Here is a 24,486-nt window from a genome sequence, read left to right as displayed (position 1 = left end):
CATCGTGGTCAACTTCCGTACCTATGTGGCGCCCGGCTGCGATGTCCCGACCAATTGCCAGGTTCAGGTCGCCGACACCGTGCTGCGGCAGGGCCAGGGCATGCACGGCAGCTTCGGCCGCGGCGACACCATGAATTTCATGGCGGCGATCGGTCCGGACTTCAAGGCGGGCTATGCCGACGCCCTGCCCGTCAGCAATGCCGACGTCGGCGCCACGGCGGCGAAGATCCTGGGCCTGATGCCCAAGCCCCACGGCAATCTGATCGGCCGCGCCATGACCGAAGCGATGCCGAACGGCGCGACGCCGAAGGCGACGTCCGACACCATGAAGTCGGCCGCCGCGGCCAACGGCCTGCGCACGGTTCTTGACTTCCAGCGCGTCGGCACGCAGCGCTATTTCGACGCCGCCGGCTTCCCCGGCCGCACCGTCGGATTGGAGGCGGAGGCCGCAAACGGCGGCAAAGAAAAAACGGCGGGGAAATAACCCCGCCGCCTGCAAAAATCAGAGCCGAAACGGAATGCCGTTACATCCCGATGTCGAACACGAAGGGGATATGCGCGAGCGGCAGCGCGGCAACGCCGGCAAGGGTTGCGACCATCGTCATCAGCGTACGGTTGGAGCGCCGCTTGCCGCGCATCTGGCTCGCGATCCACTCCAGCACCTCCTTGTTGACGCCCTTGGCGTAAGCGGGCGCCCAGCTCTCGATGTCGGTATCGGGCGACAGCGCCACGGTGCGCGGCGGCACCGGCAGGCCGGAGGCGGAGGCAGCATGGTGGGCGATCGCCTTGGCAAACAGGTCGTCGAAGCGGCCATTGTCGCTGCGCTCGGTGGCGGCTTCGTTGATGTCGAACAACGCCTCGGCCTCGACGCGGCTGACCGGCTCGTGCTCGACGGCGGACGCGGTCAGGATGCGCGCGCACCAGGCGGCGTCGTCGGCATCGAGCGCGCGGGAGAAATGCACGCGGCCCCGGGTGGTCGGGCCTTCGCCGGTGATCACGCCGTCACGCACAATCGTCAGCGCATGCGCCGCCGTTTCGCGGCAGGAGGGTTGGAGGGCACTGATGTCAGCAGCCTCTGACTTCGGGGCAGGCATTGTCACACGTCTCAGTTTCTGGGTCTCGGTCAGCATGTCCGGGGGCACGTAAACGAGTGGTTAATGATTCAAAACTCGCATCTGGAGATTCTTAAATGGTTGCCAATTGGTCGCATTTATTCCCGCTGGGGTTCGGGAACCTCCAATGAGGGCCGGCGTGATGGAAGCCATAAAAGGCAATATCTGGGCAATCCCGGTCTTTACGGTCGCGGCGGCTTTTTGCCGCCGCTGTGGTTTTTTCGCAGCACGCGCCACGATCAAAAGATGGTGCTAGGGGTTCCACGCTTAAGAGAATGATCTACCCTTCTAACGTCACCCCGTTCACTCAAGCGCCTTTGCCGACTATATTGGCTAAGGCAAATTTCCCTGTAACTTGAACAACATGAGGCTGTCACATGGCACTTCCAATTGGCGCCGTCGCCCCTGATTTCGAAGCCGAGACCACTCAAGGCAAAATCAAATTCCACGACTGGCTCGGTAACTCCTGGGGGCTCTTGTTCTCGCACCCCAAGGATTTCACCCCGGTCTGCACGACCGAGCTTGGCGCGGTGGCCAAGCTGAAGCCGGAATTCGACAAGCGCGGGGTCAAGCTGATTGGCCTTTCCGTCGATCCGGTCGACCGGCACTCGAAATGGGCCGAGGACATCAAGGAGACGCAGGGTGCTGCCCCCAACTACCCGATGATCGGCGACACCGATTACAACGTCTCCAAGCTTTACGACATGCTGCCGGCGTCGACCTCCGGCGATCCGCTGAAGCGCACGCCCGCCGACAATCAGACCGTCCGCAACGTCTTCGTCATCGGCCCCGACAAGAAGATCAAGCTGGTTCTGGTCTATCCCATGAGCACCGGACGCAACTTCCAGGAGATTTTGCGCTCGATCGACTCCCTGCAGCTCACCGCCAAGCACAATGTCTCCACGCCCGCCGACTGGAAGCAGGGCGAGGACGTGATCATCTCCGGCTCCGTCTCCGACGAGCAGGCCAAGACGATCTATCCGCAGGGCTGGAAGGCACCGAAGCCGTATATCCGCATCGTGCCGCAGCCCCATTAAGCGATCCGGCTTTCGGCACCAGCCGATCGGCAACAAAGCAGTCCGGCGGTCGATGAGGCCGCCGGCATCACCGCCCCCAGCTCGCAGCGGCGACTGCGATGGCTCGTTTTGACAGCCTTCCAAATCCCGCTAAGCGATCGGCAAACTTCGCTTGAGGTGTTCATACGGAGGCTGTTTGCCAGGAGACGACCGAGTGAAGCGAGAGGTCCGCCTACCACTCGTCCGGGCAGGGATCGACGATCTTCCAGAGCTCTTCGCCGTTCTTGATCTTCTTCATTTCGGTGGTAAGCCCGCCATTGCGGCGAATCCAGTCCTTCACCGTTTTGGGGTAATAGGACATCAGGTCGGCAGTCCCCTCTGCGCTCGTCACCTTGATGCCGAAGGTGAAGGACTTGTCGTAATAGGCCTCGTGCAGGCCGATAGAGGCCTTCGGCGTCACGCAGATCCGGTTCATCGGCACGATGCCGAACACCAGCGTGCAGGCGGAATTGCAGATACCGTCGATCACCACGCGCTCGCCGCTGTCGCGGACGCGCTTGTACTTTTCCTTGTACTCCTCGACATAGCCGCCGTGATCACGGGTGATGTGCAAAACGGCGCGCGCCGGCGTCGCGGCAACGAGGCCAAGCAGCAGCAAAGCGAGGGGCGTGATGCGCATGGGAGGGAAAAGTCCGGAAACCTTTCGTGATGCTGGAGGGCCGACTTGGGTGGGCCGGCCGCCGAACTGTCGCTTGACTGTGTTGGGAAAACGTTAAGCATGAGGAAAAGGGCAGAATTTGGCGCGATCCATCCACACTTCCGCGCTGATTTTCTCAGATTTGGGATTAGACTGTCGCCAAAATAAGCTTAAACAAGGTCGCGTTAGCGGGAATTCCGGAGAATCGAGATGAAGATGTGGAAATTTGTCGCCGCCGCCGTGATGTCGGCTGCCGTGCTTGCGCCGGTGCTGGCGCACACGGCGGATCTGGGCGTCTATCCGCGCCATGCCAGGTACTACGGTTCTCACAACCGGTACGACCTGCCCTACCCGATCAGCTACCTGCACAATTACGGCCCCGGCGATGTGCCCGGTAGCTTCGCCTATTATGACGGCCCCGCCACCAATTCCTGCTACCAGGGCTCGGCCACCTATCTCGGCCAGGACCACCGCCGCCATCCCTGCTTCTGAGAACTTCTACTTGATGTGGAAGCGCCCCGGCATCTCTGCTATCGGGGTCGCGGCATGCGCTCGTAGCTCAGCTGGATAGAGCATCGGATTTCGATTCCGAGGGTCGGGAGTTCGAATCTCTCCGAGCGCGCCATTGCTCACGGGTCCGTTCCGGACACCCCGGATGCAAGGGAGTTACGGTAGATGTGCCCGTTGCATGCAGACCGGCGTCAATGCCTTCTCAAGCCGGATCACGCCGCGCGCACCCTCCGAGGTCACAAAGCCAACCTTGCGCGCCAGGGACAGCGTCTTTTCATTGCTGTCCAACGTGTAGCCGATAATCCGGCAAACGTCTGCGGTCGCTGCATGGCGGTCGAGCTTGGCGAGCATTCGCCTGGCGATTCCCTTGCCTCGCCAGGACGCTGCAACCGATCAGTTTGGCAGCGGCCTCATGGACTTGGCTTCAAGGGACGCTGCGATGAACGTTCACCTGCTCCGCCTTTTGCACGCTAATCGTGCGTGCCGGGTTGCTGGCTGAGATGCCAGGTTTTGATCATCGCGATCCCTAAGGTGAGCGTCGGGCCTGGTTCAAGTTCCGGGCCTTGTCGAGATTGCGGGCCTTTTCAAGCGCGGCCGCGCTCGGCAAGAGTGCCGATGCGAGGTCGGTCTCGGTGAAATCGGCGCCGGCGAGCTTGGCGTTGGACAAGTCGGCTCCCGCAAGGTCGGCATGGCTGAGGTTGCAATTCGTCAGATTGGCGTTCTGCAGTTTCGCGAACTCGAGATCGGCGCGCGAGAGATTGGCGCCGCTCAGATTCGCATTCCTGAGATCGGCAGATTTGAGCACACCACGCATCAGGCCCATCGATTGGTTGCGCATATCAGCGCTCAAATCGGCGCCCGAAAGCGTCGCCCCGATCAGGCTGGCACCGGAAAGATCGGCGGTGATGCGAGCGCCGCTCAGATCGGCGCCGCCAAGCTTGGCGCGTTGCATCTGCGTGCCGAGCAGCGATGCCTTTGCGAGGGACGCCTCCGTCAAATCCGCGTCGATGAGCCAGGCCTGGTTCAGAATAGCTCGATCGAAGCGCGCGCGCTTCAGGCTGGTCCGGTTGAACTTGACAAGGTGAAGATTGCCGCCGGAGAAGTCGAGGCCCGAAAGGTCAAGGTGCGACAGTCGCTTTCCATGCAAGTCGGCAGAGCGTTGGCCGGAGGCGTCCAGAGGCGCCGCCTTGACAAGCGCCTCGACCTCGGCGCGCGTCATCTCCGCTGTCGACATGTCGGGACTGTTGAGGTCGACGTTGCGCAGCATGTCCTGCGACATGGCGTCAATAGGATCAAGCAGCAGCACCGACATCGACACCAGGGAAAATACGAGACGAAACAGCATCGCGGTCTCCCCGCTTTCCGGCAGTCCGCCAGCGCCCCCTGCATTTTTCGGCTTGGCCGCACCCTTGAGTGTTTGCGGCAGGATCGCAGTTTATTGACAATTCCGGAGAATTCAACTTGGCTGCGTGCTCTCAGAGTCGTGGCGACAGGCGGCCCCGCGAGCGCCGGGCGGTCGCAGGATGGAAATGCGTCTTCATCGGCCGCGTCGCGCCATCAACCTGCACAAAGCCAGCTGAGATCGGTCAGAGCGTAGCATCGCCGACCGGGCGCTCTTCCCATGCTTGACCGACGAGGTGATGAGTTATGCTTAAGAGAACTGCGACCTGCGCTTGCGGGAAACTCAGCGTCACATGTGTCGGCGATCCCATCAGGATTTCAGTGTGTCACTGTTTGGATTGCCAAAAGCGAACAGGCAGCACGTACGGCGTAGGCGCGTTCTTTGCCAGGAATGACGTTGAGGCAAAAGGGGACTTCCGGACTTACAGGCGGAGCTCCGATTCCGGATCTGCAGTCACCTTTCATTTTTGCCCGGATTGCGGTTCTACAGTTTTTTGGAAGGCTGAGCGCCTACCCAACGCGGTCGCTGTTGCGGTCGGCTCGTTCGCTGATCCCACCTTCCCCGCGCCATCGCAATCAGTCTACAACGAACGCCGTCACCCTTGGGTGCCGTCCGTGGCCTGAGGACGTTGCCATTCTGACCAACCTGGTCGGATAGCTGCGCGGCGCCGCGGAATTGATCGCCACCCGCGAACTGCACTTCCAAATTCTGTGGCCTTGCGTCTACCAGCGTCCGCTGGCGGTCGCCCTGCCTAGCCGCCGGGTATCTTCGTGCGGGACTGAGGTTCTCCGTAAGCGCAGGCCAGCATTGCGCGCGCGGCCGCACTCGCCGGTCACGTCTTCCGGCTCTCGATCGTCTACAGGCGAGAAACGCGGCAGGCCTGTTAAAAAGGGTGTTGTCGCGCAAACGAGCCGCGCTGCGTCGCATCGTCCGAGCCAGCGCATATGAGAACAGCCATGAGCCCATCAAACCTTCTGATCCGTCAAGGGCATCGCCTGCTGCAGATCGGCGTTGCCCTGTTCCTGCTCACCTCGTTCGAGGGTTTCGCCATTCCGTTTTTTGCGGTTCCGCTGGTTGGCCGGTCTGCCCATTCCTTGAGTGCGCTGCTTGGTATCATGCTCATTGCGCTGGGGCTGACGTGGCCGAGACTCCGCCTTGGTGCAAGCGGCGCCCGCAGCGCATTCTGGTTCCTGATCTACTCCGCCTTCGCAATCATCGCGGCATTTCTCATCGCGGCGGCGTGGGGCGCCGGCAAATCGATCATGCCCCTGTCAGGCGCGCCGCAGGGAACTCCTCTCCAGGAACTCGTGATTACCATTGTCGCCTACTCGTCTGCCCCGACGGGAATTACCTCGTTTGTCCTCATCCTGTGGGGTCTTCGCCTTGCAAAGGCGGCGGCGTCGGGTCCAGCCGCGCAGCACGACCAGTCATCCTCCGCACTTTAGCCGGAGACGGCGCTGGATTTCTCCGCTCGAGCGTGCTTCCGCGATCCCAATCTGGTCGTGCGGGAAGCAAAGCAGCTAATGCCTGGATCGATGCGCTCTGAGGCGCGGCGTGATCGGTGCGCGCGGCTGGACGCGGCATCACAGTGCTACGGCGAAACTCAGGTTCTTTCATCGGCCGCGCCCCGCCATTTCGGCACGCCGTTTCTAGCGTTGCTCGCGGACGGAGCCAGCTTCGCTTCAGTGGTGATGCGCCGACACGCCCTTCACGCATCCGGAAACGAGATCAGCGGCGCCATGTTGGCCGACGTCACCCAGGCTGATCATGCCAACCATCCGCCTGCTCTTGTTGATGACAGGCAGCCTGCGGATCTTCAGCGTCTCCATGTGATGGACCGCTTTCGCCAAATCGTCGTCGTCCCGGCAACAGTGGATCCCCTCGGTCATCACGTCCCGCGCTGTCGCCCGCCCGGCGTTGAAGTCTTTGCTGGCAAGGCCTTTGCAGACGATGTCACGATCCGTCACCATCCCGATCAGCCGATCATTTTCCCCGATCGGAATGCAGCCGACGTCGTGTGCTTGCATCAGTTTCGCGATTTCGGTGATCGGAGTTTCGGGGCTGACCCAGTCAACTCCCTTGTGCATTGCGTCCTTGACTTTCATGGCGGACCTCCGTTGCAACACAGCGCCCCCCGGTGATCCAACAATACAACGGATCGGGCGCGACCGCACGCGCATCGACGCTATGGCAGGCTATCGTACCCATCACCATTGGCCGTGGTGCGCCAGCTTGGTACAAAACCGGGCACGCCAAACCCTGCCGTTTTCTCGCTCGAAACGGCGACTAGAATACGAACGATGGCCGATACAACGGATACCGCGCACCCCATTGTCAGGCCGCCGATCGCGTGGGCGGTTGCGGTGCTTGGCGGGCTGGCGCTCAATTGGCTGATGCCCTTGCCGTTCGTTCCGGCCGCGATGCCTGCCCGGTGGCTGGGAGCGGTGGTGTTTGCCCTTGCGCTCGCGCTGTTCGCTTGGGCGATCGCGACCATGACCCGAGCTGGTTCGAATGTGCCCACAAGCCTGCCGACCACAACCATCGTCGACACCGGGCCCTATCGCTTCACGCGCAATCCCATCTACCTCGGCATGGTGCTGGGGCTGATCGGCCTGACCATTGCCTTCAACAGCCTCTGGCTCTTGCTGACGCTGGTGCCCTTCGTCCTCGTCATCCGCTACGGCGTCGTCGCCCGCGAGGAAGCCTATCTCGAGCGCAAGTTCGGCGATGTCTATCGCCGCTACCGCGCGCGGGTGCGGCGCTGGCTGTAGCAGGAATCCTGATGGATTGAGCATGGTTGTCTGCAACGGCTTTGCCGAATTTCTGCGCGACCAACTCGTGGCGCCATTCGCCCGCGGTTGCGACATTCATCGCGTCGGCTGTTTGCCGCCGTTCCCTTCCCGGCTCAATGTCTCCAGTACACCGCGCATAGCGTCCATCTGGGTGCCGAAGCCGGCCCAGTCTCCTGCTTTCAGGCGCTCCATCGCCTGATTGTAACGCTCGAGCGCCTCTTGCGCGGAACCTGCGTTAGGCCCTTCCCTCTGCGCACCGGGCGTAGTCCGCACCACGGCCGGTCCACTGAACAATGCGGACAAGGCTTCCGGCAGCGTTTCCCGCATCACCACCTTTTCGCCATAGGCGGCGATCACCCGCTTGAGCTCAGGCAGGTGTCCGTATTCGGCGCGCAGATACAGCGGCGTCACGTAAAGGATCGAGTTCTCGATCGGAATCACAAGCAGATTCGCGCCGCGGATCACCCGCGATCCCATCTGATTCCACAGCGTGATCTGCTGGGAAATCTCGGTGTTCTGGTTGATCCGCGCCTCGATCTGGAACGGACCATAGACGAGCTTCTCCTTGGGAAATTCGTAGACGATCAACTTGCCATAGTCGGGCGGGTCACAGCGTGCGGCAAGCCACGCGATCATGTTATCGCGGCGGCTCGGCACCATCGGCACCATGAGAAAGAATTCGGCATGTGTCTCGCCCGGCAGACGCATGATGATGTAATAGGGCTGCATCATCGCGATGCCATCGCTTCCCGGCTGGCGCGGGAATTGCCAGAGATCCTCGCGATTGTAGAAAACCTCTGCCGCCTGCATGTGATAGGTCTGATAGATCCGCGCCTGGATCTGGAACAGGTCCTCCGGATAGCGGATGTGCTTCTGCAAGTCCGCGGGCATCGCCGTGAACGGCTTGAACAGGCCCGGGAAGATGCGCTGGTAGGTCGCCGCGATCGGATCGGTTGCATCCATCAAATAGAATTCGACAGTTCCATTATAGGCGTCGATGACGATCTTCACGGAATTGCGGATGTAGTTGAGATCGAAATCCTGCACAGGCTGCGCGGAGGGAAAGTATGAGCTGGTCGTGTAAGCGTCCTGGATCCAGAACATCCGCCCTTCGCTGATGACCAGATAGGGATCGTGATCGAGCTGCAGAAACGGCGCGATCGTGCGCACGCGATCACGGATATTGCGACGGATCATGATGCGGCTGTCGCGCTTGATGTAGTCCGTGAGAAGCAGATTCACATCGCCGAAATATTGCGCGAACAGCATTCTTCTCCAAAGTCCGCCGATGGGAACGCCGCCTGTGCCTCCATAGGCCGCATAGGCGTTGTGCTGCCCTTTCGGATAGTCGAACTCGGCAACGCTGCTCTTGACGACGACGTAGGTGTTGCTCTCTTCGCCGTAGTAGATGCGCGGCTCGCGGATCTCGGGACCTCCGTCGGACACGGGCGGAATATCGCGCAAATAGAAGTATGGCAGTCCTTCGGTGCTCTTGCGCGTCACCGGGCTCATGACCGCGCCGTTGCCGTGGGTGAACAGCACGTGGCGGTTGACCCAGGTCTGGGCGTTGGGCGGCAGCAGCGAAGGCTGCAGCTCGCGCGCCGAGAGCATCACGCTCTGATAGGCGCCGTTAAGCCAATAGCGGTCGACGTCAAGGTCGTGGAATCTGTAGTAGGTGCGGATCTCCTGGAGCTGCGCGTAGGTGTCGTACAGGGGTTGCCAGTCCCACAGCCGAATATTGTCGATGGTCGCCCTGTTGGCCTCAAGCGTCTGGAACGTCAGGGTCTGCTCGGCAGCGAACGGCTTGGCGACGATGCGATCGAGATCGTAGGCCTGCCGGGTCAACGCGATGTTGCGCTCGATGTAGGGCTTCTCGAGCTGCAACTCGCTGGGCTTGACGAAATAGTGACGAAACAGCGCGGGAATGATGCCGGACAGCACGAAGGAGCCGCCGAAGACGAGCAGGACCGCGGCGGCAGGCAGCCAGTAGGTCCGCATGCGCAGGTTTGCCAGCGAGGCAAACGCGGCAATGATCGAAAAGGCGATCAGCAACCACAGGACCGGAAGCTGCACATGAACGTCGGTATAGCTCGCGCCGACGACCACGCCATTGTCGCCGTACAGCAAAAGGTAGCGATCGAGCGCGTAGGACCAGGCCTTTGCCAAAAACCACAGACCAAGCAGCGCCGAGCCGTGGGCGATGGCCGTCGCCGACATCGATCGCTGGTGAGGACCATATTCGATATCGCCGAGCAGCCAGTAGATGGCTCCCGCAAACAGCGCGCTCAGGATGAGCGTGAGCATCATCCAGTTCTTGATCTGCACATAGGCCGGCAATGCGAAGAGGTAGAATCCGATGTCCTTGCCGTAGAGCGGATCGCTTGATCCGTACGGCACGTGATAGAGGTACTGCAACAATACGGTCCAGTCGCCCTCTCCCCCTGCGGCGACGAACAGGCCAATCAGCGCCGCGCTGCCGACGATGAGCCGGCGCCAGGGCAGCCGCTCGCGCACGAGCGCGAGCGGACTGGGCGGCGGCTGCCATCCCGCGGCCGTGGCAGGCGGCGCCGACGGCGGCCGCGCAAGGCGCCAGGCGAGCCATCCGTTCAGCCCCAGCACGACGGCGGTGGCGATGAAGATGCCGACAAACAATATGGCTTCGGCGGCGAGCGAGGTCCAAAAGACCTGCAGGTAACCGACCGACGAAAACCAGAGCCAATCAACCAGGACTTCCGCGACGACCCTGGCCAGCCACATGACAATGACGAGGACGATGGCGGCAACGATCCACCGCACCAGGACGCTTTGCCCCGGGACCGTCCGTGCGGGTCCGGCAATTCCGATGGTCATGATCCGATCATAGCAGAAGCCGATCGCGCCGACCGCGTTATTCGTGGTCGCTCAGGCGCAGATTGGATCAACGGACTGCGCGAGACGCTTGCAGGAACAGCTTCGCCCCCAGTTTTGTGACGCGAGGGCGACACCGTTCGCGGCGGCGCGACCGGCCCTGGGGAGACCTCCTCCTCAATCGTGCGCGCTGAAGCGCCCATGCAGCGCATCGGCGGTCAGGCGCGCGAATTGCGCATGGCTCAGGTGAAGCAGCGTCTCGTGATCGCCGGCTTCGATATAAACGTCCGGCTGCATGTCAATGCCGTCATCGACGATGACGGGCAGCCCATAGCAGGCGCCGGCAGCGGGAACGGCTCCGTTCGCGCAGTCGGCAAACAGCCGATTGACCTCGACTTCCTTGGCCATTTCGATCCCGTCACCGAAAGTTTCTCTCAGGTCCGGCAGCCGGAGGTGATGCGATGCAGGCAGAACGGCAAGCATGTAACCGCCCTCGCGCCGCAACACGATGGCCTTGGCGAGACGGTCGCCCGAGACGTGACAGGCCTGGGCAGTACGGGCGGACGACATGGTGAGGACGTGCGGGATTTCGTCGTACTGGATGTTTTCGGCGGCCAGATATTTGTGGAGCGTAGGCGCAATAGGCATGGCGTGACCTCCCGTCCGATATTCAACCGTCCGCCGCGAGGTCCGCTGCCCCACGATGGGCGGCTGCGTGAGTCCTGTGTGCAAGGTAGGTCCTGTTGCTTAAAGCCGCAATTCGTCATGGCGCCCGCGATGCTGCTCGAAAAAGGTGACGCACGCATCGGACAGCCCTGTTGACGTGATCCGACGGCAAGGTGCAACCTGTCGATTGACGTCTCAGGGATCTTCCAGGAGAAGGCCATGAAGGCACCCGCCAATCTCGCCGAAAAGCTCGCGACATTCACCGACCGTTTCTCTCCGCGCACGGTGGCGACCTATAACAACAACGATATCATGGTGGCCAAGCTCGACGGACCCTTCCACTGGCACAAGCATGATGAGACAGATGATCTCTTCCTTGTACTCAAGGGCACGCTCGACATCGAGCTGCGCGATCGCACGGTTACCCTCAATCCCGGCGAGGTGTTTGTCGTGCCCATGGGCGTCGAGCACCGACCTGTGGCGCGCGGCGAAGTGCATATCCTTCTGATCGAGCCGACCGGCACTCCGAATACAGGTGACAAGGCCACCGCGGCCCCGCGCATCCTCGCTTGAGGAGCGAGCAGGCCCCGGCGCCGCTCCAGGCCAACCAGCTTGCAGAGGATGAACGCATGGCCCCCACAATTCGATCGATCGTCATCAGCTTCATCGTCTTGCTCGTCGCGTTTCGTAGTCTCGAGCTGTTGCGGCCCAGCGACAAGCGGCTTCCGGTGCTGCGGCGTGGCTTCTGGACCGACCTCGTCTATTGGGCTTTCACGCCGCTGGTGACCCGGGTCGTGACGGGTCTCGGTGTCGCCGCCGTGGCCGTTCCGATCGCGCATCTGATCTATGGCCACTTCGACCGCAATCTGATCGTGCATGGCTACGGCCCGGCGTCACGCCTGCCGTTATGGCTTCAGGCGATTGCCATCCTTCTGCTCGGCGACTTCATCGGTTACTGGATGCATCGCGCCTTTCATGGCAGGCGGCTCTGGAGATTTCACGCAGTGCATCATTCATCCGTCGACCTCGATTGGTTGTCGGCCGTGCGACTGCACCCGGTCAACGACGTGCTGATGCGGATCGCCGGAACGCTGCCGATCCTGGTGTTCGGATTTGCGCCGATCGGGCTGACCGCGGTGATTCCGATCCTGACGCTGCTCGCCATTCTCGTTCACGCGCATCTCGACTGGGACTGGGGTCGCTTGCGCTGGTTGATCGTCTCGCCGCGATTTCATCGCTGGCATCACACCGACGAAAGCGAGGCGCGCGACAAGAATTTTGCCGGCCTCTTGCCGCTGTGGGACATTCTGTTCGGCACATATCATATGCCGAGCGACCGCTGCCCGGCTTCGTTCGGCACCGCCACGCCAGTGCCAGGCGGACTGTTCGGCCAACTCGCCTTTCCATTCCGGTCGGAAACGGCTGACATACCTGCGACGCGCGATCAGGCCGCGCCGTCGCGCTAAGGTACCGCGCGGTCGGGGCGTTACTGCTCCCGCATGCAGCTCTTGATGAAATCCTTCCGCTGCGATCCGACCACCTTCTGGTCGATCGCCTGTTTCAGGCAATCGACACGTCCCTGCGCCAGGCAGATCCGCAGCTGATCCTGCCGCTCCTGGCCCTTCTTGCCCTGGACAGAGGCCAGGCATTCTGCGCGCTTGCCGCCGGCGCTGGGCGAGCTTGCGGGCGCGGGTGTGGCAGCAGGCGCAGGGCTGGGCGTCGCCTGCGGCGTGTTGGTGGACTGCGCAAAGGCAGCGATGGCAAGACAAAACCAGCCGGCCGCCATGACTGCGCTCAGAAAATATTTCATCGCGTTTCTCCACGAAACGCGGGGATTTTTTGAGAAGCGGCCTGAATGCATGATGAACGCTTAACCGCACCATCCGGTGCGGCACTTCAGGGAATCGTGAAGCATGCGGGCACGCGCGTCGTGCTGTCAGCCGCTCATGGCTGGACAGACACTATGGCGCGCGAACTAACGCGCGCTGCCGCGGCAGCTAACGCATGATCCATAAAAGTGTGAAGCGGTTTCCCTCGCGACAAACGCGAGGCGTTTGCGCGGAGATCATGCGCAACCAGAGAGGCTCGCGGGCGCGAGCGAGCTCTGCCGGTCTACCAGGTGAATAACCCGCGCGGCTGGGTGGGCTGCTGAGCGACCACGATCATGGGGCGGCTCACGTGCGGCCTGGCGGCGACCTTGTGCTTTATCGGCGGCCGCGCCGGGTACATCCTCGGCTCAGGCACCACGACGGTAGCCATGTCGCTCATCCTCGGTGCGAAGGCGTCCTCGTCCTGCGGCAGCTGCGCGAAGGCCTCGCGCACCCTCGCCTCCGCCGACATCTCGGCTGTGGCCGGCGCGACAGGAGCTTGCGCCTGCGCGACCACGACCGGCGCCGCCGGCGTCTGGGCCGGCATCGCGACGCTGGTGTCGATCACCACCCGCTCCGGCAGCTTGCGCTCGGAGAGGATGCGGATGGGCGGCAGATCCGCGCCCGAAGACAGCCCCTCAGGCGCAGAAGCGGCCGGCAGTGCGGCATTCGCAACCAGCAGAAGGGCCAGCAGGGAGCCACCCACAAAGAGGAAATAGCGCAACAAGGGCATTGTGAGTCCGTCCCGCCCGCGCCCATCGCGGATCAACCGGCAAACCGACGACATATCGGTAGGTCCCGGAACCGGCGGCCCGGTTCAAGCCGACAACTCACGTTTACGCGATCAGGCATTAAGCCCGGCTGGCAGCGACGGGCGCACATTTAACCTTGTTTGCATCAATGTTTACGAATCCGATGTGAATGCGGGCGAAGGTCTTCCGGCTCTTCATGCCGACCACCGCATCAGGAATCATACGTTTGCGGTCCGTGAGATAGCTGCCGTCGCGCCGGCTGAAGACGCAGGAAATCTCGATGTCCTTCACCGCATAATCGTTACTGTTGCGGAGCGTAAAACTGATCAGGGCGTTCGAGCCCAGCCCTCCGCGGTGCCAGGATTGCCAGGAGATTTTCAGGCCATCGACCGCTGCCGGCGCTCGGGACGCGGCCGGCTCGGCCGCGGCGGGGGTCGGTGGCACGGCCGCATCCAGCCCCTGCACGGGGACAGGGGCAGCCGCTTGTGCCCCGGTCTGAGCGGCCTGTCCGACGGTTCGGCTAATGGGCTGGCTGGCTCCTCTGGCGTTCGTCGGCGCCGACAGCATGGTCCAGGCTGTCAGCCCCGCAAGCGCAACGGCCGGCAGCAACACTGCCGCTTGGGTAAACGTCTGGCTGCGGCCGAATCGCAACGCCCCTGCGAACCACGACGTCCCGCCTCCCACCATGGCTGTGCCCTCAAACCCGCGAATCGGCGCCTGCCGCGCCGCCAAGTAAAAAGCCGCTCGGGCGCTAAGCCGTGCGGCTTGGTTCGAGACGATTGCCGCTGCACGGTCCGCCACGTCAGCTAATCCGCCAACAGCAAATTGGTTGCATGCGAAGCCGGCAAATTTCAGGTTGCCCGCCATCGCGGCGCACACCGGGATGGCCATGCCGCAACGCCGCCGCTAAACTTGCTTCCGCTCAGGCGAAAGCCTGCTGCCAATGGTTTGACGCAGCCAGCAAGCGGCGTCCAAAAGAAGCAAGGGAGCACCAAACTATGCCGATCGTTACCTGGGACCATGTCCATCTGCGCAGCCCCGATCCGGAGGCAACCGCGGCGTGGCTTGAGAATGTTCTCGGCGGCGTCATTATCCGCGGCCCGGGTCGCATCGACGTCAAGCTCGGCGGCGCCAACGTCTTCATCGCCAAGGTCGAGCCAGGTGATGGCGTCAACGTGCCGCCGGTGACGCCCTATCAGGGGCTCGATCATTTCGGGCTGACGGTGAAGGACATCGACGCGGTCGCCGCCGAGATCAAGGCCAAGGGTGTCGAGTTCACGCGCGAGCCGACCACAATCCGGCCCGGCGTCCGCATCTGCTTCATCCGCGGCCCGCAAGGGATTTCGATCGAGCTGCTCGAGCGCGACAAGAAATACGCCTGACGGTGGCGCCGGCCCTTGGCCTGAGTGCCAGTCTATCGCGTTGCACTGACAGGCGCTGTTTGGCATAAAAGGCAACCGGCTGGCGTTGGGCGACCGCGGCCGGCAGCGGGACGCCATGAAAAACGGGCTGTATTCGATTCACGTGAGCTTGCAGGACGGGCGCGTCGGCAAGGGCAGCGGCGTGATCGTTTTTCGCGACGGCAAGATAGTGGGCGGCGACGCCTATCTGTACTATACCGGCATCTATACGGTGAAGGGCGACACCTTCAAGGGCGAGGTGCTGGTCCAGCGCCACACCACGCCCCGCGAGAACGACAATCCGTTGTTCGGCGGCGCCGCTCCCGTCGGCATCGGCGTGTCCGGTACCTTCACCGACACGCGCGGGACCATCAACGGCACCGCGCTGGTCGGCAAAGCGAGCCAGATCTTCAGCGGCACGCTGCTTCGGCTTGCGGATATCGATTAGCTCAGGTCACTCCGCTGTCCGCTCCGGCCAGTCTTCCTGCCGAGGAAGCCGATGGCGATAAACGCCGCTATGACGGCTGCGGCGGCCATCGCGGCACTGCGAATCTCCTGGAACGAGAATCCCAGATTGTAGCGTGCCACGTACCTGATCGCGAGTGCCGCATAGGCTGCGACACAGACCGCGCTGACGATTGTCACGATGTCCAACTTGCTTTCCATATCGCACACCACCATGCCCCCAAGCATGAATAGCTTGATCGGCGGCCAGTTGATGTGAACAGGTTCACATTGTTGCATCTTGGGACAGCACCACGCCCCTCATTCCGCAGCCAGCTCCATCGGCGCGATGCGTGGCAGGATCATCTGGATTCGCGTGCCGCTCCCCGGCTCGGAATCGAGATCGAGCCGGCCGCCGAGGCGGTTGGTCACGATGCTGTAGACGATATGCAGGCCGAGCCCTGTGCCGCCCTGGTCGCGCCGCGTGGTGAAGAACGGATCAAAGGCGCGGCGGCGGACGTCAAGCGACATGCCGCAACCATTGTCGGAGAAGATGATCTCGACGTTGTCCTTGCCGGATGCGCGCGCCTGAATCTCGATCGTGCCAGGCTGCCCGTCCGGGAAGGCGTGCGCCACCGAATTGAGAAACAGATTGGTCAGCACCTGCCCATAAGGACCGGGATAGCTGTTCATCGCGAGATTGGGCTGGCACTCGACGTTGAGCGTCAGATCGTGCTTGCGCAGGCCCGGTCTCAGAGACATCACCACCTGCTCGGTCAGGTCGGCGAGATCGAAGGTGCGCTGGTCGGAATAGTTGCGATCGGCCGCGACCTGCTTGAACGACTGGATCAACTCCGCGGCGCGGTTGAGGTTGGCGACGAGTTGCGAGGACGCATCGCGGCTGGTCGCAAGGAAGTCGTTGAGGCTCGAGCGGCGCAAGTCGCCGCGCTGGACTTCGGCCACAAAGTTCGCGGTTTTCCGCTCCAGCGCCGAAGCCACTGTCAGACTGATTCCGACCGGGTTGTTGACCTCATGCGCGACGCCGGCGACGAGCCGGCCGAGCGCGGCGAGCTTCTCGGCCTCGATCAGGGAAGCCTGGGTCTCGCGCAGATTGCGCAACGCCGTCTCGGCGGAATCGCGCGCCTTGCGCATCTCCTGCTCGCTGCGCTTGCGCTCGCCGATATCGAGCGCAACAGTGACGATATTCTCGATTTCGCCGTCGGCATTGAGCAATGGCAGCTTGTTGACCAGCCATTGCCGCAAATGGCCGGTGGCATCGAGATATTCCTCTTCATAGAAGCCGAGCTCCGCCTTCACCTTCAGCACGCGCTGGTCGTTGTCGTCGGTCTTCTCGGAGCCATAACGCGACATCAGGTCGGTCGTGGTCCGTCCGATCGCCTCCGAAGGATCAATCCCGAAGATTCCGGCCATGTAGCGGTTCATCAGCACGTAATGGAGGTCGCGGTCCTTGACGTTGATCACCGCGGGCACGGTGTCGATGACCTGCTGCAGGAGCCTGCGGCCTTCGGCGATCGCGTCCTCCGCGCGCTTCTGGTCGGTGATGTCGCGCACCGTGCCCTCGTAACGCGTGACATTGCCCTTGTCGTCGCGCACGACCGTCGCGCTGTCGGAAAGCCAGAGGATATTGCCGTTGCGCTGACGCACCTGATATTCGAAGTCGCGGACCATGCCGTCGCGTTCCATCAGGCGCTGGAATTCCTCGCGTGCGGACGCATGCACATAGACATTGTGCGCGACGTCGCTGGAGGCGCTGCTGATGAGCTGCTCCGGCGTATCGTAGCCCATGATCCGCGCCAGCGCCGGATTGGCGTTGAGCAATTCGCCGGCCGGCGTCGTGACATAGATTCCCTCGATGGAGGCCTCAAACAGCTTGCGATAACTTTCTTCCGCGAGCCGCTGCTCGCCGAGCGCGCGCACCGCCGCCTCGCGCGCGCTGTCGGCCTCCACCAACGTGCGGCGGAAAACCTCGGCGGCGCGCGCGATGTCGCCGATCTCGTTTTGCACGTCGGTGTCGGGGATCGAGGCGTCCTTGTTGCCGGCAGCAAGCGCCCGGATCGATTTGGCGATATCGGACAGCGGGCGCACAGTGCGCCGCACCACGAAGATCGCGGCGAAGATGCCGATCAGCACGCCGATCGTGCCGAGCACGATGCTCTGCCACTTGGTTTCGGCCAATGTCCGGGCAAAATCGTGCGACAGCACCCGTCCGCGACGCGCGCTGAGCTCGCGCAGCAATTCGGTCACCCGTCCGATCAGGCGGCCTTCGGTGCCCAGCACCTCCTTGTCGAGCTTTGCAATCTCGCCTTCCGTGCCGGCGACCGCGATGACGGCATCGGCATAGGAGGTGGTCGCCTCGCGAAGCGAGGGATCATCGATGGCAAGCGCCCGCATGCGCTCGGCCGCTTGCACTGCGGCGGCGGGATCGCGCGCCAACAGCGACTGCGAAATCTCGTTTTGCGCGCGGAAGACCGTTCGGGCGATGGTACGATCGGGGACGGCTGCCATCGCCGTTTCGAACTTGGCCCGGGCCGGCGGAAGCGCTTTCAGGAGCTTGGAGCGGCGCGCGATCAGGCCGGTGACGCGCTCGATGCCATCCCGGTAGTTCGCAAGACGTTGGCTCACCCCGTCAATCATGTCCTGTTGCTCGGGCAGGAGCTCCAGCCGGGTCTTTTTCAGAAGGGCGGTCAATTGCGACGCGGCTTCCGCGACCCGTTCAGGGCGCGCCGAGGGATCGGTGACGAAGTCCCGCGCGGCGAGCCTGAGCTCGTTCATGCTGCGGTCGATGTCTTCGGCGAGGTCGCCGACATCCTGCAGCCGCTGCAGCTCGGCAAAAGTCGAATCGATGTGGCGGATGGCGATGACGCTCGCCATGCTGGTGGCGGTGATGACCGCAAGCAGCAGCAAGAAGCTGCCAAAGGTCAATTGGCCGATCGAGAGCGAGAATGATCGGACACGCTGAAAAATCGCCGCAAGAGCTGCTGGCATGATGATTGAGCTCGGGCCTCCAGGGCCGCACTATATACAAATTATTCCGTTCAAGGGGGAACAGCGGCGGGCCGCCGCCACTTCCTCGTTAACCAAAGCTGCCAGTCCTTTCCGGCCGGACCGTGGCTGGCAATCCGTCGCCGCGGCCGGTCCGAAAGATCATTCGGCCGCCGATATGACGACCTCCTCAGCCCCCCGCGCCGACCTCGAACAGTTCGCCATCGTAACCGGCTTCTTTCGGAATCCGGAGCTGGCGGCCGCCATTGAGCCTTGTCATGACCGGCATCACCGTGACGATGTCCCTGCCCCTCGAATCCGCGAGCGCGTCGCCGACCTTCCCGTGCTTACCGAGCCTGATCAGATTGCGCGTGGTCGGGAACGGCAGCTTGAAGCGGCCGGTCTTGCCTCCGTCCAGCGCCTCGCGCGGAGACACCCAGATCGAGTCGGTTGATTCGCGGCCATCATGGGCGCCGAGCTGGTCGGGCGGCGCGGCGGCAAGGAAGAACCAGGTATCGAAGCGCTTGGGCATGCCTTCCGGCGTGATCCAGTGCGCATACGGCACGAGCTCGTCGAGCGCGAGCGAGAGACCGTTGCCAGTCAGCACGTCCAGAAACGTGATCTTGCGATCGTTGAGGTCGGCGCGATGCGAGGCCTCGATCTCGCTCGCGTGCTGCGCATCCACGAGCGCCTTCGTGCCCTTCAGCCGCGCCAGGAGGATGCCGCTTTCCTCAAAGGTCTCGCGGATGGCGGCAATGCGAAAGCTCAGTGCCGCGGCATCGAGCCCTTCGCCGCCGCTATAAAGCTCCGGCCGCGCGATGATCTCCTTGTCGCTCTTGTCGACGCTGCCGCCGGGAAACACCAGCGCACCCGAATTGAAGTCGATCTCATAATGGCGCACCATCATGAAGACCTCGATTTCGCGCGCAGCCTTGCTGTCACGGAGCAAAAGCACGGTGGAGGCCGCACGCGGAGTGACGACTTCGGCCATCGACTAGCCTGCCGCGCTCGACTGCGGCTGCAGATTGGCGCGGCGGTCGACCCGCGCCACGCGCGAGAGCAGATAGTCGACTTCGGCCTTTGCGGCTGCGGTCATTGTGGCGCCGGGCTTGCGCTGCGTGCTGGAGGCGATGATGCCGCGCTTCTGCAGCACATATTTGCGCACGGCAAGGCCCGCGCCAGGCTGCTGCTCGTAGCGGATCAACGGCAGATGGGCGTCGAACAGGTCATGCGCGGCTTCGCGCTTGCCCTCCTTCGACAGCCGCACCACATCGATCAGGAGCTCAGGGAAGGCGTAACCGGTCATGGCGCCGTCGGCGCCCCGCTCCATCTCGAAATCGAGGAACAGCCCGCCGTTGCCGCAGAGGATCGAGAGCGGCCGCAGCGAGCCGTCCTTCTGGTAACCGCGCAGCGTCGAAATCTTCTCCAGCCCCGGCCAGTCCTCATGCTTGAGCATCACGCAGGACGGGCTGTCCATGACGATCTTGCGGATCACCGCCGGCGTGAACACGACCGACAGGGTCAACGGATAATCCTGCAGCACCCAGGGAATGTCGTCGCCGATCGCATCCTGCGCCTGCTTGAAATAGCCGATGATCTGGTCGTCAGTGCGCAGGTTCGGCGGCGGCGCGATCATCACGCCGGCTGCCCCCGCATCCATCGTGGCCTTTGCGAGCGAGCGCATCGAGGCGAAGCCCGGCGCCGAGACACCGACGATGACCTGCAGGTTCTTCGCGCGCTTGACGAAACGGATCGCGACCTGCTCGGCCTCGGCGGCATCGAGCTTCGGCGCTTCGCCCAAAATGCCGAGCACCGTGACGCCTTCGCAGCCGACCTCCGTGTAGAAATCGGCCAGGCGGTCGATCGAGCGCTCGTCGATGCGGCCATCGTCATGGAACGGCGTCGGCGCGATCGCAAAGGTGCCTGCGGCTTTGGCGGTGAGTCTTGTCATTCGTGCCTCTTCCTTGGTCATTCCGGGGCGCCTGTCAGGGCGAACCCGGAATCTCGAGGTTCCGGGTTCGCGCTGCGCGCGCCCCGGAACGACAAATCATTTAAATCGCCGCGCCGACTTCTTCAGCTCATCCTCGGAGAAGAAGATGTCCTTGGCGTGGGTGACGATATCCTCGGCCTTCCAGCCCGTGAATGGCGGTGTCCAGCCCTCCATTTCCATCATCTTCATCTCGCGGATGCCGCGTGGGCCGGAGACGCCGAGCACCTTGCCGGTCTGGTCGCCCGACAACTCGGAGACCATGTATAGCACGGCCGGCGCGATCCCGTCCGGGCCCAGAGCGGCGCCGGGGTTCTCCTTATAGCGCGGCAGGTCTGCGGTCATGCGGGTCAGCGCACCCGGCGCCAGCGTCCAGATCCGGATGTTGTATTTGCGGCCTTCGATCGCGAGCACATTCGATAAGCCCCAGATGCCGCCTTTGGCGGCGCCGTAATTGGTCTGGCCGAAATTGCCGATCAGGCCCGAGGTCGAAGACGTGTTGACAATGACGCCGCCGCCATTCTCGCGCATCCATTTGAACACCGGAAGCGTCGCGCAGAAGGTGCCTTTCAGATGCACCCGGATGACCTTGTCCCAGTTGGCTTCCTTGGCCTTGGCAAAAGTCTCGTCCAGGAGGATGCCGGCATTGTTGACGAGGATATCGGCGCGGCCGAAATGTTTGATGGCGTCGTTGAACACGGCTTCGCCGCCGGCGACGGTGGAAATGTCGGAGCCGTTGGCGACTGCCCGGCCGCCTTCGGCCTTGATCGCCTCCACCACCTTCTCCGCCATCGACTTGTCGGCACCGGAGCCGTCGCGCGGGCCGCCGAGATCGTTGACCACGACCGCCGCACCCTCGCGCGCGAACAGCTTTGCGTAGGCCTCACCGAGGCCGCCGCCCGCGCCTGTGATGATGGCGACCTTCTTGTCGAGCAATCCCATTGTTTCTTCCTCCGGATCCCATTGTTGTCATTCCGGGACGGTCCGACGGACCGGACCCGGAATCTCGAGCTTCCGGGTTCGGTGCTTACGCACCGCCCCGGAATGACCAGCGAAACTAGCCCAACACCGTCTTCCCGCTCTTGATCACGGTGACGTTGCGGGCCTTCACCTTGGCTTCGAATGAAATCACGTTGCCGTCCTTCCACATCTCCATGGTCACGGTGTCGCCGGGAAAGACCGGCGAGGAGAACCGCGCCGCATGCTGGCGAAAGGCGGCCGGGTCGAAATCGGCATAGGTTTGCAGCACGCCGCGGCAGGTGATGCCATAGGTGCACATGCCGTGCAGGATCGGCCTGGGGAAGCCGGCCTTTTTCGCAAAGCCAGGATCGGAATGCAGCGGGTTGCGGTCGCCGCAGAGGCGGTAGACCAACGCCTGGTCCGGCCGCGTCACAATATCGATGGTGCGATCGGGCGCACGGTTCGGCATCTGGTGCGGCTCGGGCTGGCCTTCAGAGGGGCCGCCAAAGCCGCCGTCGCCACGGGCAAAGCGCGAAGCGACGAGGGTCGCCAGCGGCTCACCCTTCTCGTTCTTCAGCACGGTCTGATGCCGGATCACCGCGCCCTTGTCCTTGCCCTTGTCATAGACCGCGAGCACCGAGGAGTCGGCGATCAGGTGCGAGGCCGTGGGAAACGGTTTGTGGAAGGTGATGTCGCGCTCGCCATCGACTACCATGACGCGGTTGAGGTTCATTTCGCCGGGTCCGGCGCCCCAGGCCGCGACGGACGCGAAGGTCGGCACCACCTTCAAGGGCCGCGGGTCGGCGGCGGCCTCGTTGACGAAGGCCAGTTCCTTCTCGTCCATGGGATCGGCACCCATGCCGATACCATAGGCGTAGAGCATCACCTCGCGATCGCCATACGCATATTTCTGGCCGAGATTTTTCAGCGCCATCAGTTGTTCGTAGTTGATCGGCATTTGCGGACGTCCTCCCGAATCCTCGTTGCGGCGCTCGTTGATGCGCCCTCTCCCCTTGTGGGAGAGGGCTACGCCGGCGCCTGCAACAATCTCATTGGGGTGAGGGGTTGGCGCCACGCACATCTCTCTTCGCGGAGAGAAACCCCTCACCCGGCAGCCTTCGGCTGCCACCCTCTCCCACAAGGGGAGAGGGTACTAAGCAAGCGTGAAGAACGGCAGCGGTGCGCCGTCGGTCGGCTTGAACACGACCTTGACCTTCTGGCCGATTTTGAGCTTGGCGAAATCGCAATCGACGATGTTGGTCTGCAGCGATGGACCTTCCTTCAGCGTGACATAGGCAATCACATAGGGTCCGCTCGCCGATTTCCGCATCAGGCTGAAGGTGTAAATCGTGGCCTCGCCCGAACTTTCCTCCCACACCGTCTTGTCGGAGAAACAGAAGGGACAAATCGTTCGCGGGAAATAATGCGCTTCGCCGCAAGCGGTGCAGCGCTTGATCATGAGCTTGCCTTCGACGGTCTGCTCCCAGAAATGCGCGGTTTCGGGATTGCCTTGCGGCGTCGGGTATTTTACGGCGCTATCCATCACACACGCTCCAGGATGCAGGTTGAGGCGGCGTGGCGGATGCCGAGCAGGCCACCGGTGCCATGGGCGATGGCGAGGTCGCAGTTCGGTACCTGCACCTTGGGGTGCGCCTGTCCGCGTAGTTGCCGCACCGCTTCGATGATCTTGGTCATGCCACCGCGATTGACGGGATGATTGCTGCAGAGGCCACCGCCGTCGGTATTGAACGGCAATTTGCCGACGCCGGAAATCAAATTGCCGTCGGCGACGAACTTGCCGCCCTCGCCTTTCCTGCAAAAGCCGAGGTCTTCAAGCTGCATCAATACCGTGATGGTAAAACTATCGTAGATCGAAGCATATTTGATATCCCCAGGCGTCACGCCGGCCTCCTCAAACGCGCGAGGACCTGACCACACGCCGGCCGAATAGGTCAGATCGAGATCCTTGCCGCCGCGCGGTCCCTTCAGCGCCTCGCCGTGCCCGATCATACGCACCAGCGGTTTCTTCAGGCTGCGTGCAATCGCCTCGGACGTCACGATCAGCGCACCGCCGCCATCGGTGACGACGCAGCAATCCAGCCGGTGCAGCGGATCGGAAATCATCGGGGAGTTGAGCACGTCCTCGACGGTGACGACGTCCTTGAGCATTGCGTGCGGATTATGCTGCGCGTGGTGGGAAGCCGCGACCTTGATCCAGGCCAGCTGCTCGCTGGTGGTGCCGAACTCATGCATGTGACGCATGGCGCACATGCCGTAAACGTTGTGGGTGGTGGCACCATAGGCGGCCTCGAAATCGGCCTCCGCGCCGCTGGCGCGCGGCGGCATCGGGCCGGTGCGCGGCTTGCCGGCGAGCGTGATCAGCGCAATCGAACATTTGCCAGCGGCGATCGCTTCGGCGGCGTGGCCGAGATGGACCAGGTAAGAACAGCCGCCGGTGTCGGTAGAATCGAAGTGACGGACCTTGAGACCGAGGTAATCGGCCATCGCCATCACCCCGCCCGGAGCGTCGCCGGCACAGAAATAGCCATCGATATCGGCTTTGGTCAGGCCCGCATCCTCCAAAGCGCCCTTGGCGACCTCGGCATGAAGCTGGGCCGTGGATTTATCCGGGGCATGCCGGGTCGGATGCTCAAAAATCCCGGCAATATAGGCCTTGCCCTTGATGCTCAAATCGTTCTCCGCTGGCGCTGTTTGCTCCCGGCAGATTTCTTCGCCTTTCGGCACGGCCTTGGCAAGCGGTGAAATATTCCGCGCAGCGAGACGATTTGCTCTGGTGTCCCGGGCGCGGCGCAGCGTGCAACGTTGCTCCGCAGACCCCGGACCCACCCTCTGGACCCCGGATCAGCAGCGCACCACGCCGCAGTGCGGCGCGCTGCGCAGCATCCGGGGAACGTCGTGGGCCACGACAAGATTTTTGCCACGCCTTCACGTTCCCGCGGCACGGATCGCGCCCGAGTTGTTCAAGCAAACACCCCCGAGAATAAGAGGGCGCAGGGAATGCCGGGCGCT

The 24,486-nt window shown here is 62.8% G+C and carries 27 protein-coding genes, 1 tRNA gene and 2 pseudogenes; 12 read left to right on the top strand and 18 right to left on the bottom strand.

The window, feature by feature from the left end; genetic code table 11:
• Positions 1-484: pseudogene (locus VKR55_RS00150) on the top strand (alkaline phosphatase family protein); the annotation flags it as partial.
• 40 nt (positions 485-524) lie between these two features.
• Here the strand turns inward: VKR55_RS00150 and VKR55_RS00145 are convergent.
• Positions 525-1,094 carry a hypothetical protein gene (locus tag VKR55_RS00145; protein ID WP_324398734.1) on the bottom strand — a complete coding sequence of 190 codons (570 nt, stop codon included), beginning with the start codon at positions 1,092-1,094 and terminating at the stop codon, positions 525-527.
• A 63-nt stretch (positions 1,095-1,157) separates the two neighbouring features.
• Between VKR55_RS00145 and VKR55_RS00140 the strand changes: the two genes are divergently transcribed.
• Positions 1,158-1,391, top strand: a complete 234-nt coding sequence (locus tag VKR55_RS00140) for a hypothetical protein (RefSeq protein WP_324398732.1) — start codon at positions 1,158-1,160, stop codon at positions 1,389-1,391.
• A 98-nt stretch (positions 1,392-1,489) separates the two neighbouring features.
• Positions 1,490-2,149: a peroxiredoxin gene (locus VKR55_RS00135; RefSeq protein ID WP_324398729.1), complete on the top strand. Its 660-nt coding sequence runs from the start codon at positions 1,490-1,492 to the stop codon at positions 2,147-2,149.
• Between the two features lie 211 nt (positions 2,150-2,360).
• Here the strand turns inward: VKR55_RS00135 and VKR55_RS00130 are convergent, their stop codons facing one another.
• Positions 2,361-2,807 (bottom strand): hypothetical protein, encoded by a 447-nt coding sequence (locus tag VKR55_RS00130; RefSeq protein WP_324398727.1) that lies wholly within the window; start codon positions 2,805-2,807, stop codon positions 2,361-2,363.
• 228 nt (positions 2,808-3,035) lie between these two features.
• Here VKR55_RS00130 and VKR55_RS00125 point away from each other — a divergent pair, with 228 nt between their 5' ends.
• Both VKR55_RS00125 and VKR55_RS00120 read left to right on the top strand, forming a co-directional pair.
• The gene (locus VKR55_RS00125; RefSeq protein WP_324398725.1) at positions 3,036-3,317 is read left to right on the top strand and encodes a hypothetical protein; all 282 of its coding nucleotides are present in this window, start codon (positions 3,036-3,038) and stop codon (positions 3,315-3,317) included.
• Between the two features lie 56 nt (positions 3,318-3,373).
• Positions 3,374-3,450 (top strand) — tRNA-Arg (locus VKR55_RS00120).
• 41 nt (positions 3,451-3,491) lie between these two features.
• Here the strand turns inward: VKR55_RS00120 and VKR55_RS00115 are convergent.
• Positions 3,492-3,713 (bottom strand): annotated as a pseudogene (locus tag VKR55_RS00115) (N-acetyltransferase family protein); the annotation flags it as partial.
• Positions 3,714-3,861: 148 nt separating this feature from the next.
• Positions 3,862-4,680 carry a pentapeptide repeat-containing protein gene (locus VKR55_RS00110; protein WP_324398724.1) on the bottom strand — a complete coding sequence of 273 codons (819 nt, stop codon included), beginning with the start codon at positions 4,678-4,680 and terminating at the stop codon, positions 3,862-3,864.
• Positions 4,681-4,982: 302 nt separating this feature from the next.
• Between VKR55_RS00110 and VKR55_RS00105 the strand changes: the two genes are divergently transcribed.
• Together VKR55_RS00105 and VKR55_RS00100 are read left to right on the top strand one after the other, a co-directional pair.
• Complete coding sequence (locus tag VKR55_RS00105; RefSeq protein ID WP_324398722.1) at positions 4,983-5,360, top strand: GFA family protein; 378 nt, start codon at positions 4,983-4,985, stop codon at positions 5,358-5,360.
• Between the two features lie 333 nt (positions 5,361-5,693).
• A complete protein-coding gene (locus VKR55_RS00100; protein WP_324398720.1) occupies positions 5,694-6,182 on the top strand; it encodes a hypothetical protein in 489 nt (162 codons plus the stop codon).
• A gap of 237 nt (positions 6,183-6,419) precedes the next feature.
• Here the strand turns inward: VKR55_RS00100 and VKR55_RS00095 are convergent, their stop codons facing one another.
• Complete coding sequence (locus VKR55_RS00095) at positions 6,420-6,842, bottom strand: CBS domain-containing protein (protein ID WP_324398718.1); 423 nt, start codon at positions 6,840-6,842, stop codon at positions 6,420-6,422.
• A 195-nt stretch (positions 6,843-7,037) separates the two neighbouring features.
• Here VKR55_RS00095 and VKR55_RS00090 point away from each other — a divergent pair, with 195 nt between their 5' ends.
• Positions 7,038-7,508, top strand: a complete 471-nt coding sequence (locus VKR55_RS00090; protein WP_324398716.1) for a methyltransferase family protein — start codon at positions 7,038-7,040, stop codon at positions 7,506-7,508.
• A gap of 96 nt (positions 7,509-7,604) precedes the next feature.
• On the opposite strand, the gene VKR55_RS00085 is transcribed toward VKR55_RS00090, so the two are convergent.
• Together VKR55_RS00085 and VKR55_RS00080 are read right to left on the bottom strand one after the other, a co-directional pair.
• Positions 7,605-10,379 (bottom strand): UPF0182 family membrane protein, encoded by a 2,775-nt coding sequence (locus VKR55_RS00085; protein ID WP_324398714.1) that lies wholly within the window; start codon positions 10,377-10,379, stop codon positions 7,605-7,607.
• A 174-nt stretch (positions 10,380-10,553) separates the two neighbouring features.
• Complete coding sequence (locus tag VKR55_RS00080; RefSeq protein WP_324398712.1) at positions 10,554-11,024, bottom strand: aminoacyl-tRNA deacylase; 471 nt, start codon at positions 11,022-11,024, stop codon at positions 10,554-10,556.
• A gap of 237 nt (positions 11,025-11,261) precedes the next feature.
• On the opposite strand from VKR55_RS00080, the gene VKR55_RS00075 reads away from it, so the two are divergent.
• Both VKR55_RS00075 and VKR55_RS00070 read left to right on the top strand, forming a co-directional pair.
• Positions 11,262-11,615 (top strand): cupin domain-containing protein, encoded by a 354-nt coding sequence (locus VKR55_RS00075; RefSeq protein WP_324398710.1) that lies wholly within the window; start codon positions 11,262-11,264, stop codon positions 11,613-11,615.
• A gap of 56 nt (positions 11,616-11,671) precedes the next feature.
• Positions 11,672-12,508, top strand: coding sequence for a sterol desaturase family protein (locus tag VKR55_RS00070; protein ID WP_324398708.1), 837 nt, complete (start codon positions 11,672-11,674; stop codon positions 12,506-12,508).
• A 20-nt stretch (positions 12,509-12,528) separates the two neighbouring features.
• Here the strand turns inward: VKR55_RS00070 and VKR55_RS00065 are convergent, their stop codons facing one another.
• The 3 genes from VKR55_RS00065 to VKR55_RS00055 form a co-directional block, all read right to left on the bottom strand.
• Positions 12,529-12,852, bottom strand: coding sequence for a hypothetical protein (locus VKR55_RS00065; RefSeq protein ID WP_324398707.1), 324 nt, complete (start codon positions 12,850-12,852; stop codon positions 12,529-12,531).
• Between the two features lie 302 nt (positions 12,853-13,154).
• Complete coding sequence (locus tag VKR55_RS00060; RefSeq protein ID WP_324398705.1) at positions 13,155-13,643, bottom strand: hypothetical protein; 489 nt, start codon at positions 13,641-13,643, stop codon at positions 13,155-13,157.
• A 118-nt stretch (positions 13,644-13,761) separates the two neighbouring features.
• A complete protein-coding gene (locus tag VKR55_RS00055; protein WP_324398703.1) occupies positions 13,762-14,553 on the bottom strand; it encodes a hypothetical protein in 792 nt (263 codons plus the stop codon).
• 107 nt (positions 14,554-14,660) lie between these two features.
• Between VKR55_RS00055 and VKR55_RS00050 the strand changes: the two genes are divergently transcribed.
• Together VKR55_RS00050 and VKR55_RS00045 are read left to right on the top strand one after the other, a co-directional pair.
• Positions 14,661-15,044: a VOC family protein gene (locus tag VKR55_RS00050; RefSeq protein WP_324398701.1), complete on the top strand. Its 384-nt coding sequence runs from the start codon at positions 14,661-14,663 to the stop codon at positions 15,042-15,044.
• Positions 15,045-15,159: 115 nt separating this feature from the next.
• A complete protein-coding gene (locus VKR55_RS00045; protein WP_324398699.1) occupies positions 15,160-15,510 on the top strand; it encodes a GrlR family regulatory protein in 351 nt (116 codons plus the stop codon).
• Here VKR55_RS00045 and VKR55_RS00040 read toward each other — a convergent pair.
• The 8 genes from VKR55_RS00040 to VKR55_RS00005 all read right to left on the bottom strand — a co-directional run bounded on the left by VKR55_RS00040 (position 15,507) and on the right by VKR55_RS00005 (position 24,147).
• Positions 15,507-15,716: a hypothetical protein gene (locus tag VKR55_RS00040; protein ID WP_324398697.1), complete on the bottom strand. Its 210-nt coding sequence runs from the start codon at positions 15,714-15,716 to the stop codon at positions 15,507-15,509. The two genes, VKR55_RS00045 and VKR55_RS00040, sit on opposite strands and share 4 nt — an antisense overlap.
• Positions 15,717-15,827: 111 nt before the next feature.
• A complete protein-coding gene (locus VKR55_RS00035; RefSeq protein ID WP_324398695.1) occupies positions 15,828-18,512 on the bottom strand; it encodes a PAS domain S-box protein in 2,685 nt (894 codons plus the stop codon).
• A gap of 187 nt (positions 18,513-18,699) precedes the next feature.
• Entirely contained in the window at positions 18,700-19,500 is an 801-nt protein-coding gene (locus VKR55_RS00030; protein ID WP_324398693.1) for an NUDIX hydrolase, read from the bottom strand.
• A 3-nt stretch (positions 19,501-19,503) separates the two neighbouring features.
• Entirely contained in the window at positions 19,504-20,460 is a 957-nt protein-coding gene (locus tag VKR55_RS00025; protein ID WP_324398691.1) for a dihydrodipicolinate synthase family protein, read from the bottom strand.
• 96 nt (positions 20,461-20,556) lie between these two features.
• The gene (locus VKR55_RS00020; RefSeq protein WP_324398689.1) at positions 20,557-21,438 is read right to left on the bottom strand and encodes an SDR family oxidoreductase; all 882 of its coding nucleotides are present in this window, start codon (positions 21,436-21,438) and stop codon (positions 20,557-20,559) included.
• 115 nt (positions 21,439-21,553) lie between these two features.
• The gene (locus VKR55_RS00015; protein ID WP_324398687.1) at positions 21,554-22,414 is read right to left on the bottom strand and encodes a MaoC/PaaZ C-terminal domain-containing protein; all 861 of its coding nucleotides are present in this window, start codon (positions 22,412-22,414) and stop codon (positions 21,554-21,556) included.
• A 195-nt stretch (positions 22,415-22,609) separates the two neighbouring features.
• A complete protein-coding gene (locus VKR55_RS00010; RefSeq protein WP_324398685.1) occupies positions 22,610-22,999 on the bottom strand; it encodes a Zn-ribbon domain-containing OB-fold protein in 390 nt (129 codons plus the stop codon).
• Complete coding sequence (locus tag VKR55_RS00005) at positions 22,999-24,147, bottom strand: thiolase domain-containing protein (RefSeq protein WP_324398683.1); 1,149 nt, start codon at positions 24,145-24,147, stop codon at positions 22,999-23,001. The genes VKR55_RS00010 and VKR55_RS00005 overlap by 1 nt, the downstream gene beginning before the upstream one ends.
• Between the last annotated feature and the right edge of the window lie 339 nt (positions 24,148-24,486).

Source organism: Bradyrhizobium sp. (genome assembly GCF_035309285.1).
In the GTDB taxonomy this organism is placed as follows: domain Bacteria; phylum Pseudomonadota; class Alphaproteobacteria; order Rhizobiales; family Xanthobacteraceae; genus Bradyrhizobium.
This window is presented reverse-complemented; position numbering and strand designations above follow the sequence as displayed.

Excerpts from the sequence above, each read along its gene's own strand:
- VKR55_RS00145 (WP_324398734.1), bottom strand. The coding sequence starts at position 1,094 with ATGCCTGCCCCGAAGTCAGAGGCTGCTGACATCAGTGCCCTCCAACCC.
- VKR55_RS00140 (WP_324398732.1), top strand. The coding sequence starts at position 1,158 with ATGATTCAAAACTCGCATCTGGAGATTCTTAAATGGTTGCCAATTGGT.
- VKR55_RS00135 (WP_324398729.1), top strand. The coding sequence starts at position 1,490 with ATGGCACTTCCAATTGGCGCCGTCGCCCCTGATTTCGAAGCCGAGACC.
- VKR55_RS00130 (WP_324398727.1), bottom strand. The coding sequence starts at position 2,807 with ATGCGCATCACGCCCCTCGCTTTGCTGCTGCTTGGCCTCGTTGCCGCG.
- VKR55_RS00125 (WP_324398725.1), top strand. The coding sequence starts at position 3,036 with ATGAAGATGTGGAAATTTGTCGCCGCCGCCGTGATGTCGGCTGCCGTG.
- VKR55_RS00110 (WP_324398724.1), bottom strand. The coding sequence starts at position 4,680 with ATGCTGTTTCGTCTCGTATTTTCCCTGGTGTCGATGTCGGTGCTGCTG.
- VKR55_RS00105 (WP_324398722.1), top strand. The coding sequence starts at position 4,983 with ATGCTTAAGAGAACTGCGACCTGCGCTTGCGGGAAACTCAGCGTCACA.
- VKR55_RS00100 (WP_324398720.1), top strand. The coding sequence starts at position 5,694 with ATGAGCCCATCAAACCTTCTGATCCGTCAAGGGCATCGCCTGCTGCAG.
- VKR55_RS00095 (WP_324398718.1), bottom strand. The coding sequence starts at position 6,842 with ATGAAAGTCAAGGACGCAATGCACAAGGGAGTTGACTGGGTCAGCCCC.
- VKR55_RS00090 (WP_324398716.1), top strand. The coding sequence starts at position 7,038 with ATGGCCGATACAACGGATACCGCGCACCCCATTGTCAGGCCGCCGATC.
- VKR55_RS00085 (WP_324398714.1), bottom strand. The coding sequence starts at position 10,379 with ATGACCATCGGAATTGCCGGACCCGCACGGACGGTCCCGGGGCAAAGC.
- VKR55_RS00080 (WP_324398712.1), bottom strand. The coding sequence starts at position 11,024 with ATGCCTATTGCGCCTACGCTCCACAAATATCTGGCCGCCGAAAACATC.
- VKR55_RS00075 (WP_324398710.1), top strand. The coding sequence starts at position 11,262 with ATGAAGGCACCCGCCAATCTCGCCGAAAAGCTCGCGACATTCACCGAC.
- VKR55_RS00070 (WP_324398708.1), top strand. The coding sequence starts at position 11,672 with ATGGCCCCCACAATTCGATCGATCGTCATCAGCTTCATCGTCTTGCTC.
- VKR55_RS00065 (WP_324398707.1), bottom strand. The coding sequence starts at position 12,852 with ATGAAATATTTTCTGAGCGCAGTCATGGCGGCCGGCTGGTTTTGTCTT.
- VKR55_RS00060 (WP_324398705.1), bottom strand. The coding sequence starts at position 13,643 with ATGCCCTTGTTGCGCTATTTCCTCTTTGTGGGTGGCTCCCTGCTGGCC.
- VKR55_RS00055 (WP_324398703.1), bottom strand. The coding sequence starts at position 14,553 with ATGGCCATCCCGGTGTGCGCCGCGATGGCGGGCAACCTGAAATTTGCC.
- VKR55_RS00050 (WP_324398701.1), top strand. The coding sequence starts at position 14,661 with ATGCCGATCGTTACCTGGGACCATGTCCATCTGCGCAGCCCCGATCCG.
- VKR55_RS00045 (WP_324398699.1), top strand. The coding sequence starts at position 15,160 with ATGAAAAACGGGCTGTATTCGATTCACGTGAGCTTGCAGGACGGGCGC.
- VKR55_RS00035 (WP_324398695.1), bottom strand. The coding sequence starts at position 18,512 with ATGCCAGCAGCTCTTGCGGCGATTTTTCAGCGTGTCCGATCATTCTCG.
- VKR55_RS00030 (WP_324398693.1), bottom strand. The coding sequence starts at position 19,500 with ATGGCCGAAGTCGTCACTCCGCGTGCGGCCTCCACCGTGCTTTTGCTC.
- VKR55_RS00025 (WP_324398691.1), bottom strand. The coding sequence starts at position 20,460 with ATGACAAGACTCACCGCCAAAGCCGCAGGCACCTTTGCGATCGCGCCG.
- VKR55_RS00020 (WP_324398689.1), bottom strand. The coding sequence starts at position 21,438 with ATGGGATTGCTCGACAAGAAGGTCGCCATCATCACAGGCGCGGGCGGC.
- VKR55_RS00015 (WP_324398687.1), bottom strand. The coding sequence starts at position 22,414 with ATGCCGATCAACTACGAACAACTGATGGCGCTGAAAAATCTCGGCCAG.
- VKR55_RS00010 (WP_324398685.1), bottom strand. The coding sequence starts at position 22,999 with ATGGATAGCGCCGTAAAATACCCGACGCCGCAAGGCAATCCCGAAACC.